General features: G+C 67.3%; 17 protein-coding genes. 12 read left to right on the top strand and 5 right to left on the bottom strand.

Annotated elements, in window-relative coordinates:
• The first annotated feature begins 40 nt into the window (after window positions 1–40).
• Window positions 41–715 carry a DNA-3-methyladenine glycosylase I gene (locus tag ACSQ3O_RS02580; RefSeq protein WP_436137740.1) on the top strand — a complete coding sequence of 225 codons (675 nt, stop codon included), beginning with the start codon at window positions 41–43 and terminating at the stop codon, window positions 713–715.
• 20 nt (window positions 716–735) lie between these two features.
• Here ACSQ3O_RS02580 and ACSQ3O_RS02585 read toward each other — a convergent pair whose 3' ends face one another.
• Genes ACSQ3O_RS02585 through phnF form a run of 5 tightly spaced genes read right to left on the bottom strand, consistent with a single transcriptional unit; the run spans window position 736 to window position 4,502 of the window.
• On the bottom strand, window positions 736–1,935 hold the full coding sequence (locus ACSQ3O_RS02585) for an MFS transporter (protein WP_436137741.1): 1,200 nt from the start codon (window positions 1,933–1,935) through the stop codon (window positions 736–738).
• A 39-nt stretch (window positions 1,936–1,974) separates the two neighbouring features.
• Window positions 1,975–2,397 (bottom strand): arsenate reductase (glutaredoxin), encoded by a 423-nt coding sequence (arsC, locus tag ACSQ3O_RS02590; protein ID WP_436137742.1) that lies wholly within the window; start codon window positions 2,395–2,397, stop codon window positions 1,975–1,977.
• Window positions 2,394–3,008: a phosphonate metabolism protein/1,5-bisphosphokinase (PRPP-forming) PhnN gene (gene phnN / locus ACSQ3O_RS02595; RefSeq protein ID WP_436137743.1), complete on the bottom strand. Its 615-nt coding sequence runs from the start codon at window positions 3,006–3,008 to the stop codon at window positions 2,394–2,396. The genes arsC and phnN overlap by 4 nt, the downstream gene beginning before the upstream one ends.
• Window positions 3,005–3,733, bottom strand: a complete 729-nt coding sequence (locus ACSQ3O_RS02600; protein ID WP_436137744.1) for a DUF1045 domain-containing protein — start codon at window positions 3,731–3,733, stop codon at window positions 3,005–3,007. Before ACSQ3O_RS02600 ends, phnN begins: the two co-directional genes overlap by 4 nt.
• Window positions 3,720–4,502 (bottom strand): phosphonate metabolism transcriptional regulator PhnF, encoded by a 783-nt coding sequence (gene phnF, locus ACSQ3O_RS02605; protein ID WP_436137745.1) that lies wholly within the window; start codon window positions 4,500–4,502, stop codon window positions 3,720–3,722. The genes ACSQ3O_RS02600 and phnF overlap by 14 nt, the downstream gene beginning before the upstream one ends.
• A gap of 75 nt (window positions 4,503–4,577) precedes the next feature.
• Here phnF and phnG point away from each other — a divergent pair, with 75 nt between their 5' ends.
• From phnG to phnE, 11 genes are all read left to right on the top strand, one after another.
• Complete coding sequence (gene phnG, locus ACSQ3O_RS02610) at window positions 4,578–5,090, top strand: phosphonate C-P lyase system protein PhnG (RefSeq protein ID WP_137748795.1); 513 nt, start codon at window positions 4,578–4,580, stop codon at window positions 5,088–5,090.
• Window positions 5,087–5,746: a phosphonate C-P lyase system protein PhnH gene (gene phnH / locus ACSQ3O_RS02615; protein WP_436137746.1), complete on the top strand. Its 660-nt coding sequence runs from the start codon at window positions 5,087–5,089 to the stop codon at window positions 5,744–5,746. Before phnG ends, phnH begins: the two co-directional genes overlap by 4 nt.
• 2 nt (window positions 5,747–5,748) lie before the next feature.
• Window positions 5,749–6,852: a carbon-phosphorus lyase complex subunit PhnI gene (locus ACSQ3O_RS02620; protein ID WP_436137747.1), complete on the top strand. Its 1,104-nt coding sequence runs from the start codon at window positions 5,749–5,751 to the stop codon at window positions 6,850–6,852.
• Complete coding sequence (locus ACSQ3O_RS02625; RefSeq protein WP_436137748.1) at window positions 6,849–7,769, top strand: alpha-D-ribose 1-methylphosphonate 5-phosphate C-P-lyase PhnJ; 921 nt, start codon at window positions 6,849–6,851, stop codon at window positions 7,767–7,769. The genes ACSQ3O_RS02620 and ACSQ3O_RS02625 overlap by 4 nt, the downstream gene beginning before the upstream one ends.
• A complete protein-coding gene (locus ACSQ3O_RS02630) occupies window positions 7,766–8,227 on the top strand; it encodes an N-acetyltransferase family protein (protein WP_436137749.1) in 462 nt (153 codons plus the stop codon). Before ACSQ3O_RS02625 ends, ACSQ3O_RS02630 begins: the two co-directional genes overlap by 4 nt.
• A complete protein-coding gene (gene phnK, locus ACSQ3O_RS02635; RefSeq protein WP_436137750.1) occupies window positions 8,224–9,012 on the top strand; it encodes a phosphonate C-P lyase system protein PhnK in 789 nt (262 codons plus the stop codon). Before ACSQ3O_RS02630 ends, phnK begins: the two co-directional genes overlap by 4 nt.
• A complete protein-coding gene (gene phnL / locus ACSQ3O_RS02640; RefSeq protein ID WP_436137751.1) occupies window positions 9,009–9,743 on the top strand; it encodes a phosphonate C-P lyase system protein PhnL in 735 nt (244 codons plus the stop codon). Before phnK ends, phnL begins: the two co-directional genes overlap by 4 nt.
• Window positions 9,740–10,894: an alpha-D-ribose 1-methylphosphonate 5-triphosphate diphosphatase gene (locus ACSQ3O_RS02645; protein ID WP_436137752.1), complete on the top strand. Its 1,155-nt coding sequence runs from the start codon at window positions 9,740–9,742 to the stop codon at window positions 10,892–10,894. The genes phnL and ACSQ3O_RS02645 overlap by 4 nt, the downstream gene beginning before the upstream one ends.
• 216 nt (window positions 10,895–11,110) lie before the next feature.
• Window positions 11,111–11,971 (top strand): phosphonate ABC transporter ATP-binding protein, encoded by an 861-nt coding sequence (gene phnC, locus ACSQ3O_RS02650; RefSeq protein WP_436137753.1) that lies wholly within the window; start codon window positions 11,111–11,113, stop codon window positions 11,969–11,971.
• 45 nt (window positions 11,972–12,016) lie between these two features.
• On the top strand, window positions 12,017–12,964 hold the full coding sequence (phnD, locus tag ACSQ3O_RS02655; RefSeq protein ID WP_436137754.1) for a phosphonate ABC transporter substrate-binding protein: 948 nt from the start codon (window positions 12,017–12,019) through the stop codon (window positions 12,962–12,964).
• A gap of 37 nt (window positions 12,965–13,001) precedes the next feature.
• Window positions 13,002–13,808, top strand: a complete 807-nt coding sequence (gene phnE / locus ACSQ3O_RS02660; protein WP_298452810.1) for a phosphonate ABC transporter, permease protein PhnE — start codon at window positions 13,002–13,004, stop codon at window positions 13,806–13,808.

The following is a 13,808-nucleotide window of genomic DNA, read 5'->3' on the forward strand; positions in this document are numbered from 1 at the left end:
TGTCAGCAGCTTGGCTGTGGTGGTTTCTAGAATGCCGCGCATGACCCCTTCGACTGCTCAAGACCCTGCTCGCCCAACCGCACTGGCCGACGGCCTGTTCGCCGACGAATCCGGTTGCCCGCGTTGCACCTGGTGCCAGGCCACGCCGCTGTACCGCCACTACCACGACACCGAGTGGGGCTTTCCGGTGGCGGACGACCACCGGCTGTTCGAAAAGATCTGCCTGGAGGGTTTCCAGTCCGGCCTGAGCTGGCTCACCATCTTGAACAAGCGCGAGGGCTTTCGCGCCGCGTTTGCCAATTTCGACGCCGGGCAGGTCGCAGCCTTCGGCCCGGCCGAGGTTGAGCGCCTGGTGCAGGATGCGGCCATCGTGCGCCACCGGGGCAAGATCGAGTCCACCATCAACAACGCGCGCCGGGTGCTTGAGCTGCGGCGCGAGTTCGGCTCACTGGCGCACTACGCCTGGCGTTACGAGCCCGCCGCCACCGAGCGGCCCGAGCGCATCACGCGCGAAGTGGCGCGCACCCTGTCCACGTCACCTGCATCCATTGCCATGTCCAAGGACCTGAAAAAGCGGGGCTGGAGTTTTGTGGGGCCGACCACGGTGTACGCCTTCATGCAGGCCATGGGGCTGGTCAATGACCACCTGGAAGGTTGCCATTCGCGCCCCGCAGCGCTGGCGGCGCGTAAAGCGTTTGTGGTGCCGCGCGGCTGACCGATCAATCGATAGTTCGGTCAGGCCCGTGCCATGGGACGCAGCAGCCACAGCGCTGCCAATGCAGCCAGGCCCAATAGCGTGGTGAGCCATAGAGCGGAGGCGCCAACGCGGTCCAGCGCCATGCCGAACAGAACGGGTGCAAACGCCTGCGCCACACGGGCGGGCACCATCATCAGGCCCTGGCGCGCGCCGTAGCCCGCAGGGCCAAACAGCACCAACGGCAGCGTACCCTTGGCAATGGTCAGGATGCCGTTGCCCGCGCCATGCAGCAGGGTGAACACCGCCGCCGCAGGCCCGCCCAGCACCATCAGCAGGCCCGCACCCACAGGGTGTGCGGCGGCAGCCAACTGGGCCGAGAGCAGCGGGTGCAGGCGGCGCAGCAAGCCAAACTCCAGCAGGCGCGCCGCCACCTGGGCCGGGCCTACCAGCGCGGCCATTGCCACTGCCGCTTGAAGCGATGTGCCGCTGGCCTGCAACAGGCGAGGCAGGTGGGCCGCCATGGCGGTGCTGGTGAACCAGGTGACGGCAAACACAAACGACAGCAGCACGGTGGTGCGCAGCGGGTGGGCGACAGCGGGCGGGGTGGATACGGCCGGTTCCGTAGTCTGAGCTGCGGGTACATTCGCCGACGGTTGCGGTGCCTTGTCGGCGGCGTTGGCGCGGGGCAGCCAGCCGTTGAGCGGCACGCCCACCAGCAAGTGCAATGCGGCCCAGCCCGCGCACGCGCCGCGCCAGCCCCACTGCGTCTCCATCCAGGCCGACAGCGGCCAGCCCACCGTGCTGGCAAACCCCGCAATCAGCGTGATGCCGGTGATGGCGCCGCGCGCGCCCTGGCCGTACAGCCGCACCAGCGTGGCAAACGCAGCCTCGTACAGGCCCGACCCCATGGCTACACCCATCAGCACCCAGGCGGCAAACAGGCCCACCGGGCCTTGCGCCAGCGCCATGCCGGCCAGGCTGGCGGCAAACAGCAGGTTGGTGCCCACCAACACCGGGCGGCCGCCGTGGCGGTCGATGGCCCGGCCCGCGAAGGGCCCGAGCAGCGCCGACACGATGAGCGCCACCGAAAACGCCGCGAACACGGTGGGCGTGGCAACGCCCAGATCGCGCGCCATGGGCGCGGCCAGCATGGCAGGCAGGTAATAGGACGAGGCCCAGGCCAGCGTCTGGGCCGTGCCCAGGCGCGCCACGGTCCAGCGTTGCGAGGCGGCGCTCATGCCGCGCGGTGCGCTACCGCATGGGTGTGTGCGGTTGCATCAGACACGCTGGCCCTGCGGGTGGATGACGACTTCGCCATCCTCCTTGGTGAAGGCACCTTGCTGCGGCGCGGGCAGGATGTCCAGCACTTTCTCGGACGGGCGGCACAGCCGCGTGCCCAGGGGCGTGACCACGATGGGGCGATTGATGAGGATGGGGTGCTGCAGCATGGCGTCGATGAGCTGGGCGTCGGTGACGCCCGGCGCGTCCAAGTGCAGCTCGGTGAAGATCGCTTCCTTGGTGCGCACGGCGTTGATCACTGGCTCGCCGGTCGCTGCAATCAGCGCCACCAGCGCGGCGCGGTCGGGCGGGGTTTTCAGGTATTCAATGACGTCGGGCTCCACGCCGCTGTTGCGGATCATGGCGAGGGTGTTGCGGGACGTGCCGCACTTGGGGTTGTGATAGATCGTGATGGTGGTCATGGCGTGCTGGAAAGGATGGGAGCGATGGGTGAACGTTTGCCACTGCGCCGGGGCCAGCCCGGCAAATTTTCCAGCGCGTTCAGCAGCCGCTGGCCTGCATCGCCCAGCGCGCCGTCGTTGTGCACCTCCAGGCTGGCGGCTCCCGGGGGTGGGGTGTAGGCCAGCGCGCGCTGCACCCGGGCCTCCACCTCTTCGCGCGTCTCGCGGCCACGCGACAGCAGGCGCTCGCGCAGCACCTGCGGGCTGGCGGTGATGTGTACGGCCACCAGGTCCGGGAACCGCGCCAGGGCCTCGGGCAGGTAGGCACGCGAGCCATTGAGCAGCACCCAGTGGCCCTGCGCCAGCGGCGCCAGTTGCGCATGTCTTACGCCGTAGCCCAGGCCATTGGCCTGCCAGTGCAGGGCAAAGGCGTGCTCATTGCAAAGCGCAGCAAATGCTTGGGGCGAAACGCCCTCATGCGCTTCCCCACCGGATGTGGCGGCACGGCTGATGGTGCGCTGCGCCCAGTGCACGGGGCAGGGCTGTGGCAGGTGCGCGCGCAGCCAGTCCAGCAGGCTGTCCTTACCCGCACCCGAGGGGCCCATGCAGTAGACCAGCCGACCGGTGGTCATGCGCCCATCTCCAGGTGGTCCAGCAGCACAAAGTCCGCGCCGGGCGTGGGCTCTGCGAACAAGGCGAGACTGTTGAACTTCAGGATGGGCAGGTCCGAGAAAAATTCCTGCGCAGCCTCGAACACCAGCGACTGCGTGGGTGCGTCCACCTGCGCCAGGCTGCCGGTGAGCGACATGTGAAAGCGAAACTCGTCCAGCACAAACGGGTAGCCCCATTGCTGCAGCAGCGCGTCCTGCCGGGCGGTGAGCCCCGCTGCACGGCGCCGGGCCAGGTCGGCGTCGGACAGGGGCGCGGCCAGGGGCTGCAGTGCCGTCACGCAGGTGGCGGCGGTCTCCTGGATCTGTGCATTGGCGGGGTGCAGCGCCGGGGGCACCAGCGCCAGAAAGTCGTCGATGCGCTGCACCTGCAGCGGCGGCAGCACAAAGGGTTGCAGCCCGCGCGCCACCTCCTGCACGGCCTGGTGCAGCGTGATCCAGTCGGTGCCGGGCGCCAGCGCAAACGGCGCCTTGAGCGTGGCGTGCCAGCCGTAGCGGCGGGGCGCTGCGGTCAGGCGGTGCAGTGCGTCTGGTGCCACACCGTCAATGGCGAGCTGCTGCAGCGGCTGCAGCAACGCAGCGCAGCGCCCCAGCCAGTGGCTGCCGGCCAGCCAGCCCAGGCTGCCCGGGTTGGGGGCGAAGTACACGGCATAGCGGTGGTGGGTGGGTGGCATGTCAGGTGTGTTCATCGTGGTCAATGGTCAGTTTCACGCGGTCGCCCGCAAACCAGGCGCGGGCCCATTCGATGGGCGTGCCTTCCAGATCCACGTTCAGGCTCTCTACCTGCAGCACGGGGCGTGACGTGGGCTGGCGCAGCTGGGCGGCTACTTCGACGCTGGGTAGCTCGGCGGTGATGCGGCTTTCGCGGCGCGTGTAGTCGGCCACGCCATGGGCGGTGAAGCCTGCAGTGATGGAGCCGGTCTCGCGCACCACGGCCGCCAGGTTTTCGAAGCGGGGCAGGGGAAAGTAGCGCTCGCTGATGTGCAGGGGCTGGCCTTCGGCGTCGCCCCGCACGCGCAACGCCAGCAGCGGGCTGCGCGCGGGCACTTGCAGCGCCTTGGCCAGCGCAGCTGTGGCGCGCGTGGTCTGCGCCTGCAGGACCACCAGGCTGCCGCGCAGCCCCGCCTGTGCCAGGCCCTGCTGGTGGCGCGTGCGCTTGCCCAGCACCAGGTCCACCGCAAAGTCTTCCACATAGGTGCCGCTGCCCTGCGTGATACGCACCAGCCCTTGGCTGCACAGGCTGGCGAGCGAGCGGCGGATGGTGTGGCGGTTCACGCCGAACTGCTCGGCCAGCGCGTGTTCCGAGGGCAGGCGCTGGCCCGGCGGGTAGACGCCGCTGCCAATGGCCTCGGCCAGCTCGGCGGCAATGCGCGTCCAGAAACTGTCGCGCGCGGGGCGCAACGGTGAGGCGTGCGGGCCCTGAAAAGGGGCCGGGAGAGAAGTGGTGCTGGCTGTCATGAAACCTACATGCGCGCTCTTTAAGCTGGCGCCAGTTGTTCAATTTGTCTATACAACTTTCAGGGTACCACTTCCATGTTTCAAGCCTTTGACAACCCGGGGCCGGACCGCCCCCTGGGCCGCGCGCAGTGGATGGCGCTGCTGGCCCGGGCACCGCTGGGGCTGCTCGAATCTGCCTTGCATGAGCATGCCACGCGCCCCGCGCGCTGGCTGCGTGCGCCCGAGACAGGTCTGATGATGGTGCAGGGCCGCGCCGGGGGCACGGGCGAGCGCTTCAACCTGGGCGAGGTCACCGTTACCCGCTGCGCCTTGCGCGTGGCCGACGCATCTAACGCTGCCGAGGCCACTGTGGGCGTGGCCTACGTGCTGGGCCGCTCGCACCGCCAGGTGCAGCTGGCGGCCTTGGCCGATGCGCTGCTGCAAGACCCTGTTCAGCAACCAGCGCTGGACGCACAACTGCTCGACCCCATCCGTGCCCACCTGCGCAACACCCAGGCCGAGCGCCAGGCGCGGGCTGCCAGCACCAAGGTGGACTTCTTTACCGTGGCGCGCGAGAGCGGCACCGACAACGACGAGGACACCGAATGAGCGCGACCCCGATGACCCCAGTGACCCCGTTGGCATCCCTGGGTGCCGGATTCTCGAACGAAGCCTTCGGCAGCCTGGCGGTGTTCCGCGCGGTGCTGCAGGCGCTGTCGCACCCCGGTCGCACGGTGGCCGTGGAACACGACGCGCAGACTTCCGCCGTAGGGCATGCCGCATCCGCCGCCGTGCTGCTGGCGCTGCTAGACAGCGACTGCACGCTGTGGCTTTCGCCGCGCCTGGCCGCCAGCGATGCGGGTGCGTGGCTGCGCTTTCACACGGGCTGCACCTTGGTGAGCGAGGCCGCTCAGGCTCGCTTTGTGTGGGTGGCGCAAGGCGACGTGGTACCGCCCCTCGACAGTCTCGCGCTGGGGTCCGACATCTACCCCGACCAGTCCGTGACCTGCGTGGTCGATGTCTTGCGCGCCACCGCCACCACGACAGGTTCCGAAGGTGCTTGGCACTTGCGCGGCCCCGGCATCCAGGAGGTGGCGGCCTTGCAGGTAGAGGGCCTGCCCGACGACTTCGAGGCCCAGTGGGCAGCCAACCAGGCAATGTTTCCGCGCGGTGTGGACCTGTTGTTGGCCACTGCGGACCACATCGTGGGCCTGCCACGCACCACGCGGGCGACGCGCAGCGCCGCAGCCCTTCAGGAGGCCTGAGCATGTACGTAGCCGTCAAAGGCGGAGAAGCCGCCATTCTCAACAGCTACCAGTTGCTGGCCCGCCAGCGCCGGGGCGATGCCTCGCAGCCCGAACTCTCGGTGCCGCAGATCCGCCAGCAGCTCAAGCTGGCCGTGGATCGGGTCATGACCGAGGGCTCGGTGTACGACCCCGAGCTCGCGGCCCTGGCCATCAAGCAGGCAGCGGGCGACCTGGTGGAAGCCATCTTTTTGCTGCGCGCCTACCGCGCCACGCTGCCTCGCCTGGGCACCACCTGCCCGCTGGACACCCACCGCATGGCGCTGGACCGGCGCATCTCCGCCACCTTCAAGGACCTGCCCGGTGGACAGGTGCTGGGCCCCACCTACGACTACACGCAGCGCTTGCTGGACTTCAAGCTGCTGACCGAAGGCTCGATTGCGCCGCCTGCCGCTGGGGCCGCCGCTGTGCCAACCGGCACCACACCCCGTGTGGTGGATTTGCTCAACCACGAGGGGCTGATCGAAACCCGCCCCGTGCCCCCGGGCGACCCCGCGCCCACGGACCTGACCCGCGAGCCATTGCGCTTCCCCGCCAACCGTGCCACGCGGCTGCAAAACCTGGCGCGTGGCGATGAGGGCTTCCTGCTCGCCATGGCGTACTCCACACAGCGCGGCTACTCGCACTCGCACCCGTTTGTGGGTGAGGTGCGCCTGGGCACGGTGGCCGTGGAGATCGTGCCAGAAGAGCTGGGCTTTGCCATCGACATCGGCGACATCGAGATCACCGAGTGCGAGATGGTGAACCAGTTCGCGGGCAGCAAGAGCCAGCCGCCGCAGTTCACGCGCGGCTACGGCCTGGCGTTCGGCCACAGCGAGCGCAAGGCCATGGCCATGAGCCTGGTGGACCGCGCCCTGCGTGCCGACGAGCTGGGCGAGCCGGTGGAGTCCCCAGCGCAGATGCAGGAGTTTGTGCTGGGCCACAGCGACAGCCTGGAGGCCTCGGGCTTCGTACAGCACTTGAAGCTGCCGCACTACGTGGACTTTCAGTCAGAACTGGAGCTGGTGCGCAAGATGCGCGCCGCTGCCGCCCAACCCACGACCCCCGCCGAGGAGGATGCCGCATGAACGCGCCCATGGAACCTGCCGTGATGGGCCTGCCTGCCGACGCCGCGCCGGTGGATGGCCACTTCAACTTTGCCTACCTGGACGAGCGCACCAAGCGCATGATCCGCCGCGCCATCCTCAAGGCGGTGGCGATCCCTGGCTACCAGGTACCCTTTGGCTCGCGCGAAATGCCACTGCCCTATGGCTGGGGCACGGGCGGCATCCAGGTCACCGCGTCCATCATCGGCCCAGAGGACTGCCTCAAGGTCATCGACCAGGGCTCGGACGACACAGTCAACGCCGTCAACATCCGCCGCTTCTTCGAACGCACCACGGCTGTGGCCACCACCACCCACACGCGCGAGGCCACGCTGATCCAGACGCGCCACCGCATCCCCGAAACACCGCTGGCCGAAGGCCAGGTCATCGTCTACCAGGTGCCGGTGCCCGAGCCCATGCAGCGCCTGGAGCCGCGCGAGACCGAAACGCGCACCCTGCACGGCCTGGCGGAGTACGGGCTCATGCACGTCAAGCTCTACGAAGACATTGCGCGCTACGGCCACATCGCCACCACCTACGACTACCCCGTGCTGGTCAATGGCCGCTATGTGATGGCACCGTCGCCCATCCCCAAGTTCGACAACCCCAAGATGCACATGAACCCCGCGCTGCAGCTGTTTGGCGCGGGCCGCGAAAAGCGCATCTACGCCGTGCCGCCCTACACGCCGGTGGAGAGCCTGGGTTTTGAGGACCACCCGTTCGAGGTGCAACGCTGGGACGCCGCCTGTGCTTTGTGCGGCGCCACCGACAGCTTTCTGGACGAGGTCATCACCGACGACCAGGGTGGGCGCATGCATGTGTGCTCCGACTCGGACTATTGTCAGGAGCGCCAGGCACAGCAGGCCGATGCAGCGCAGGTGGAAGGCGGCACGGCATGAGCGCCGTGCTGATTCGCGAAGCCCGGCAGGCTGACCTGGAGAGCGTGCTGGCGCTGTATGCCGCCATTGAAGAAAGCCCCGCCGACGTGCTGACGCTGGAAGAAGCCCAGGCCGTGTGGGCCCAGTTTGCGCGCTACCCCAGCTACCGCCTGTGGGTGGCCTGCGACCCCGCGCAGCATGGCGCGGTGGTGGGTACCTATGCGCTGCTCGTCATGCACAACCTGGCGCACCGGGGCGCGCCCTCGGCCATCGTCGAAGACGTGGTGGTGGCACAGCACCAGCAGGGCCGTGGCATTGGCCGCCAGATGATGGCCCATGCCATGCAGCAGGCGCGCGATGCGGGCTGCTACAAGCTCGTGCTCTCGTCCAACGCCCGCCGCAAGGGCGCGCATGCGTTTTATGAATCCCTGGGCTTTGCGCAGCATGGCCTGAGCTTTGTTGTCGAGAACCTCCCATGAACCACCCCGAACCTTCTGCGCCGCTGCTGAGCGTGCGCAACGTCAGCAAGCGCTATGGCGACCGCGTGGCGCTGCAAGGCGCATCCTTTGACCTGTGGCCCGGCGAGGTGCTGGCCGTGGTGGGCGAGTCGGGCTCCGGCAAGTCCACGCTGCTCAACGCCATCGCGGCGCGCAGCGCCCCGGATGAAGGCACCGTGCAGTTCCGCCAGCGCAGCGGCGAGCTGCAGGACATCTATGCCATGACCGAAGCGCAGCAGCGTCTGCTGGCCCGTACCGACTGGGGCTTTGTGCACCAGAACGCGGCGGATGGCCTGCGCATGGATGTATCGGCGGGCGCCAACGTGGGCGAGCGCCTGATGGGGCTGGGCGAGCGCCACTACGGCCGCCTGCGCGCCACGGCCATGGAATGGCTGCAGCGCGTGGAGATTGATGTCGCACGCATCGACGATGCACCGCGCACGTTTTCGGGCGGCATGCGCCAGCGCCTGCAGATTGCGCGCAACCTCGTCACGCAGCCCCGTTTGGTGTTCATGGACGAGCCCACCTCGGGCCTCGATGTGTCGGTGCAGGCGCGCCTATTGGACCTGCTGCGCCAGCTCACGCGGCAGATGCAACTGGCGGCCATTGTGGTGACGCACGACCTGGCCGTGGCGCGTCTGCTGGCGCACCGCATGGTGGTCATGCAGCGCGGCCGCGTGGTGGAGGCGGGCCTGACCGACCAGGTGCTCGACGACCCGCAACACCCCTACACCCAGCTCCTCGTTTCTTCGGTACTGCAGCCATGAACCAGCCTCCTTCCATTGCGCCCATCCTCCAGATGCAAGGGGTGGCCAAGCGTTTTACCCTGCACCACCAGAACGGAATCGAACTGCCCGTGCTCGCCCAGGTGGACCTGGCCGTGCAGCCGGGCGAGTGTGTAGTCCTTGATGGCTCCTCGGGCATGGGCAAGAGCACGCTGCTCAAGATGATCTACGCCAACTACCGCGCCAATGCGGGCCGCATCACCGTGCGCTCGGCCGATGGAACCATGGTGGATGTGACGCAGGCCACCCCGCGCGCGCTGGTGCAGCTGCGGCGCGACACCGTGGGCTATGTGAGCCAGTTCCTGCGGGTCATCCCGCGCGTGTCGGCCCTGGATGTGGTAGCCGAGCCGCTGGCCGAAGACGCGGGCGACGACCCTTCGGGCATCGAGGCTGCGCGCGAGGCAGCCCGCCAGTGGCTGACCCGCCTGCGCATCCCCGAGCGGCTGTGGCACCTGCCGCCCGCCACGTTCTCGGGCGGGGAGCAGCAGCGCATCAACATCGCCCGCAACATGATCAAGCCCAAGCCGCTGTTGCTGCTGGACGAGCCCACCGCATCGCTCGACGCGGCCAACACTGAGACCGTGATCACCATGATCCGCGAGGCCGTGGCGCGCGGCGCGGCCCTGGTGGGCATCTTTCACGACGCGCAGGTGGGTGCCGCCGTGGCTACGCGCCGCGTGAACGTGGGTGACTTTCGGGGGGCATCGGCATGACTGCGACCGTGTTCAAGAACGCCCGCATGGTGCTGCCGGGCGAAGTGGTGCAGGGCAGCCTGCAGGTGGAGGGCGGGCGCATCGCGTCGCTGGACAGCGGAGCCACTGCGGCACTACAAGGCATCGACCTGGGGGGCGACTACCTGCTGCCCGGGCTGGTCGAAATCCACACCGACAATTTCGAGCGCCACCTCATGCCGCGCCCCAAGGTGCAATGGGCCGAGATGCCTGCGCTGCTGGCGCACGACGCCGAGATTGCGGCGGCCGGCATCACCACGGTGCTCGATGCGCTGGGCGTGGGAGAGGCCGACGTGGACAGCCTGCGCGGCAGTGCCTGGAACCGTGTGCTCGACACCATCGACACCTGCACCGAACGCAACCTGCTGCGCGCCGATCACCACCTGCATGTGCGTTGCGAGCTGCCTGCGCCCAACACCATTGATCTGTTCGAGCCCTTCCACGGCCACCCGCGCCTGTCGCTGATCTCGCTGATGGACCACACCCCGGGCCAGCGCCAGTGGGAGAACATCGAGCAGGCGCGTACCTACTACACCGGCAAGAAGGGCTGGAGCGCCGAGAAGTTCGAGCGCCAAGTGGCGCACGCCGCCACGCTGCAGGCGCAGTACGCCGAGCCGCACCGCGCGTACTTCGTGGACTATTGCCGTACGCACCGTATCTCGCTGGCCAGCCACGACGACACCACGGTGGCGCACGTGGAGCAGGCCCATGCTGAAGGGGCTGCGATGTCGGAGTTCCCGACCACGCTGGCCGCAGCCCAGGCTGCGCACGAGCGCGGGCTGCTTACCGTGATGGGTGGGCCCAATGTGGTGCGCGGAGGCTCGCACTCGGGCAATGTGGCGGCGGTCGATCTGGCACGCCGGGGTCTGCTGGACATCCTCTCTTCAGACTACGTGCCCGGCAGCCTGCTGAGCGCGGTGATGCGGTTGGTGCAGGACGACATCCTGCCCCTGCCGCAGGCCGTGGCCACCGTCACCCGCAACCCCGCCAAGGCTGCGGGCATGGCGGACCGGGGTGCGCTCGCGCCTGGCCTGCGCGCCGACCTGGTGCAGGTGCACATGGCCGAGCTGCCCGATGGCGGCCGCCAGGCCGTGGTGCGTGGGGTGTGGCGCGAAGGCAGGCGCGTTTTGTAGTCGAGAGTGTGCTTCGACGCTGACATCCAAACTTCTCCCAACTGTCAAAGCACTGTCACGCCCACCAACCACACTCCGGTTGTCTAGACGACTTATTCCGTTTCCAAATCATCCGTGTCGTTGTTGCTTCGCCTTGCCGTGCTACAGCACTGTCTGCGGCTTTGCGCCTAGACACGAATGACTTGGAAACGGAATTAACCCCCAAAGGAGGCTGCCATGACTGCCGCACTGCACATCCACCAACTGAACAAGCATTTCGCCAACGGCAAACACGCCCTGCGCGACATCAACCTCACCGTGCAGCGCGGCGAGATGGTGGCGCTGATTGGTGCCTCGGGATCGGGCAAGTCCACCCTGCTGCGCCATGTGGCGGGCCTGGTGGTGGCCGATGCGTCCAGCGATTCGCTGATCGAGGTGGATGGCCGCTGCGTACAGCAGGCGGGGCGTATTCACAGCGACATTCGCAAGGTGCGTTCGCAGGTGGGCTTTGTGTTTCAGCAGTTCAACCTGGTGGACCGCTTGCCCGTGCTGATGAACGTGCTGGTAGGTCTGCTGCACCGCACGCCCTGGTGGCGTGGCTGGCTGCGCATGTTCAAGCCGCAGGAGCGTGCGCTGGCGCTCGAAGCGCTGCACCGCGTGGGCATTGCCGAGTGCCATGCGCAGCGCGCGTCCACCCTGTCGGGCGGCCAGCAGCAGCGCGCGGCCATTGCCCGTACGCTGGTGCAGGGCGCGAAGGTGGTGCTGGCCGACGAGCCCATCGCCTCGCTCGACCCCGAGTCCTCCCGCAAGGTCATGGACATCCTGGCCCGCATCAACCGCGAAGACCGTTGCACCGTCATCGTCTCGCTGCACCAGGTGGATGTGGCCATCAAATATTGCCCGCGCGTGGTGGCCTTGCACCATGGGCAGGTGGTCTACGACGGCCCCTCGGCCGCACTGACGCCCGCGTTGCTGCGGGGCCTGTATGGCGTACAGGCGGATGAAATCCTGTCGGATGCATCGGGGGCCCACCCTGCACCGGCGCATGCACCCATGCCTGCGCCGCAGTGGTCACCCGCCATGGTTCAGGCCGCCTGAGCAGCCTTTCGGTTCTCTTCATTTCCTTTCTCTGGAGCTTTCAACATGTTCAAAAAACTGTGTGCTGCCCTGACACTCGGGCTGGGATTGACCACGGGCGCGTTGGCCCAGGACATCAATTTCGGCATGATCTCGACCGAGGCCTCTCAGAACCTCAAGGCCGACTGGCAACCGCTGCTGGACGACATGGCCAAGCAGACGGGACTGAAGATCAACGCCTTCTTTGCGTCCGACTACGCGGGCCTGATCGAAGCCATGCGCTTCAACAAGATGCAGGTGGCCTGGCTGGGCAACAAGTCGGCCATGGAAGCCGTGGACCGCGCCAATGGCGAAGTCTTCGCGCAGATGGTCAATGCCGACGGTACCCAGGGCTACTACTCGCACCTCATCGTGCACAAAGACAGCCCCCTGGCCAGCCTCGACGACGTGCTCAAGAACGGCAAGTCGCTGAGCTTTGGCAATGGCTACCCCAACTCCACCTCGGGCTTCCTGGTGCCCGGCTACTACGCTTTTGCGCAGAACAAGATCGACGCGAAGACGCACTTCAAGATCACGCGCAGTGCCAACCACGAGACCAATGCGCTGGCCGTGGCCAACAAGCAGGTGGATGTGGCCACCAACAACAGCGAGAACCTGGAGAAGATCAAGGAACGCCAGCCCGAGAAGTTCAAGGACATCAAGATCGTCTGGACCTCGCCGCTGATCGCCCTGGACCCCCTGGTCATGCGCAAGGACCTGCCCGAGGCCACCAAGACCAAGATCCGCGACTTCTTCTACAACTACGCCAAGACCGATGCGCGCGAGAAGGAGATTGTGATGAAGATCTCCAAGCTGTCGGGCTTCAAGCCCTCGACCAACGCCCAGCTCACGCCCATTCGCCAGCTCGACCTGTTCGGCAAGCGCAACAAGATCGAGGCCGACGCGACGCTGGCCGATGCCGACAAGAAGACCCGCCTGGCCGAGATCGACCAGCAGCTGGCGTCCCTGAAGTAAGTCGGCAGCCAAGCAGCGCGTCCAGCCAGCCACCACCATGTCTTCTGCACTGACCCCATCGCTCGCAAACCTGGCGAGCACTGCAGCGCCCAAGCGCAGCCTCGCCTGGTATCTTTCCTGGGGCATCCTGCTCGTGGTGCTGGCCGCTTCGTGGAAGGGCGCCGACATGCGCCCGCTCGATCTCGTCCGCGACTCGGGCAACATGGCCCAGTACGCGGCCGAGTTCTTTCCGCCCAATTTCTCGCAGTGGCCGATCTACGTGCAGGAGATGCTGGTCACGCTGCAGATAGCCCTGTGGGGCACGGCGCTCGCGGTGGTCACGGCCATTCCGCTGGCGCTGCTGGCTTCGTCCAACATTGCGCCTTGGTGGGTAAACCAGCCGGTGCGCCGCGTGCTCGACGCATGTCGCGCCATCAACGAGATGGTGTTCGCCATGCTCTTCGTTGTGGCCGTAGGTCTGGGCCCTTTTGCCGGCGTGCTGGCACTGTGGATCCACACCACCGGCACGCTGGCCAAGCTGTTCTCCGAGGCGGTCGAGGCCATCGACCCTCAGCCCGTGGAGGGCATCCGCTCCACCGGCGCGAGTGCGCTGCACGAGATCATCTATGGCGTGATCCCGCAGGTGATGCCGCTGTGGATCTCGTACACGCTGTACCGCTTTGAGGCCAACGTGCGCTCGGCCTCGGTCGTGGGTATGGTCGGGGCAGGCGGCATTGGCGTGGTGCTGTGGGAAATCATTCGCGGCTTTCAATACGCCGAGACCTGCGCGGTGATGCTCATCATCGTGGTGACGGTGAGCGTGATTGACCTGGTCTCTGCGCGTATTCGCAAAGCCTTGGTCTGA

Source organism: Acidovorax sp. LjRoot74, from assembly GCF_964254355.1.
Lineage (GTDB): Bacteria > Pseudomonadota > Gammaproteobacteria > Burkholderiales > Burkholderiaceae_C > Acidovorax.

Excerpts from the sequence above, each read along its gene's own strand:
- ACSQ3O_RS02580 (WP_436137740.1), top strand. The coding sequence starts at position 41 with ATGACCCCTTCGACTGCTCAAGACCCTGCTCGCCCAACCGCACTGGCC.
- ACSQ3O_RS02585 (WP_436137741.1), bottom strand. The coding sequence starts at position 1,935 with ATGAGCGCCGCCTCGCAACGCTGGACCGTGGCGCGCCTGGGCACGGCC.
- arsC (WP_436137742.1), bottom strand. The coding sequence starts at position 2,397 with ATGACCACCATCACGATCTATCACAACCCCAAGTGCGGCACGTCCCGC.
- phnN (WP_436137743.1), bottom strand. The coding sequence starts at position 3,008 with ATGACCACCGGTCGGCTGGTCTACTGCATGGGCCCCTCGGGTGCGGGT.
- ACSQ3O_RS02600 (WP_436137744.1), bottom strand. The coding sequence starts at position 3,733 with ATGAACACACCTGACATGCCACCCACCCACCACCGCTATGCCGTGTAC.
- phnF (WP_436137745.1), bottom strand. The coding sequence starts at position 4,502 with ATGACAGCCAGCACCACTTCTCTCCCGGCCCCTTTTCAGGGCCCGCAC.
- phnG (WP_137748795.1), top strand. The coding sequence starts at position 4,578 with ATGTTTCAAGCCTTTGACAACCCGGGGCCGGACCGCCCCCTGGGCCGC.
- phnH (WP_436137746.1), top strand. The coding sequence starts at position 5,087 with ATGAGCGCGACCCCGATGACCCCAGTGACCCCGTTGGCATCCCTGGGT.
- ACSQ3O_RS02620 (WP_436137747.1), top strand. The coding sequence starts at position 5,749 with ATGTACGTAGCCGTCAAAGGCGGAGAAGCCGCCATTCTCAACAGCTAC.
- ACSQ3O_RS02625 (WP_436137748.1), top strand. The coding sequence starts at position 6,849 with ATGAACGCGCCCATGGAACCTGCCGTGATGGGCCTGCCTGCCGACGCC.
- ACSQ3O_RS02630 (WP_436137749.1), top strand. The coding sequence starts at position 7,766 with ATGAGCGCCGTGCTGATTCGCGAAGCCCGGCAGGCTGACCTGGAGAGC.
- phnK (WP_436137750.1), top strand. The coding sequence starts at position 8,224 with ATGAACCACCCCGAACCTTCTGCGCCGCTGCTGAGCGTGCGCAACGTC.
- phnL (WP_436137751.1), top strand. The coding sequence starts at position 9,009 with ATGAACCAGCCTCCTTCCATTGCGCCCATCCTCCAGATGCAAGGGGTG.
- ACSQ3O_RS02645 (WP_436137752.1), top strand. The coding sequence starts at position 9,740 with ATGACTGCGACCGTGTTCAAGAACGCCCGCATGGTGCTGCCGGGCGAA.
- phnC (WP_436137753.1), top strand. The coding sequence starts at position 11,111 with ATGACTGCCGCACTGCACATCCACCAACTGAACAAGCATTTCGCCAAC.
- phnD (WP_436137754.1), top strand. The coding sequence starts at position 12,017 with ATGTTCAAAAAACTGTGTGCTGCCCTGACACTCGGGCTGGGATTGACC.
- phnE (WP_298452810.1), top strand. The coding sequence starts at position 13,002 with ATGTCTTCTGCACTGACCCCATCGCTCGCAAACCTGGCGAGCACTGCA.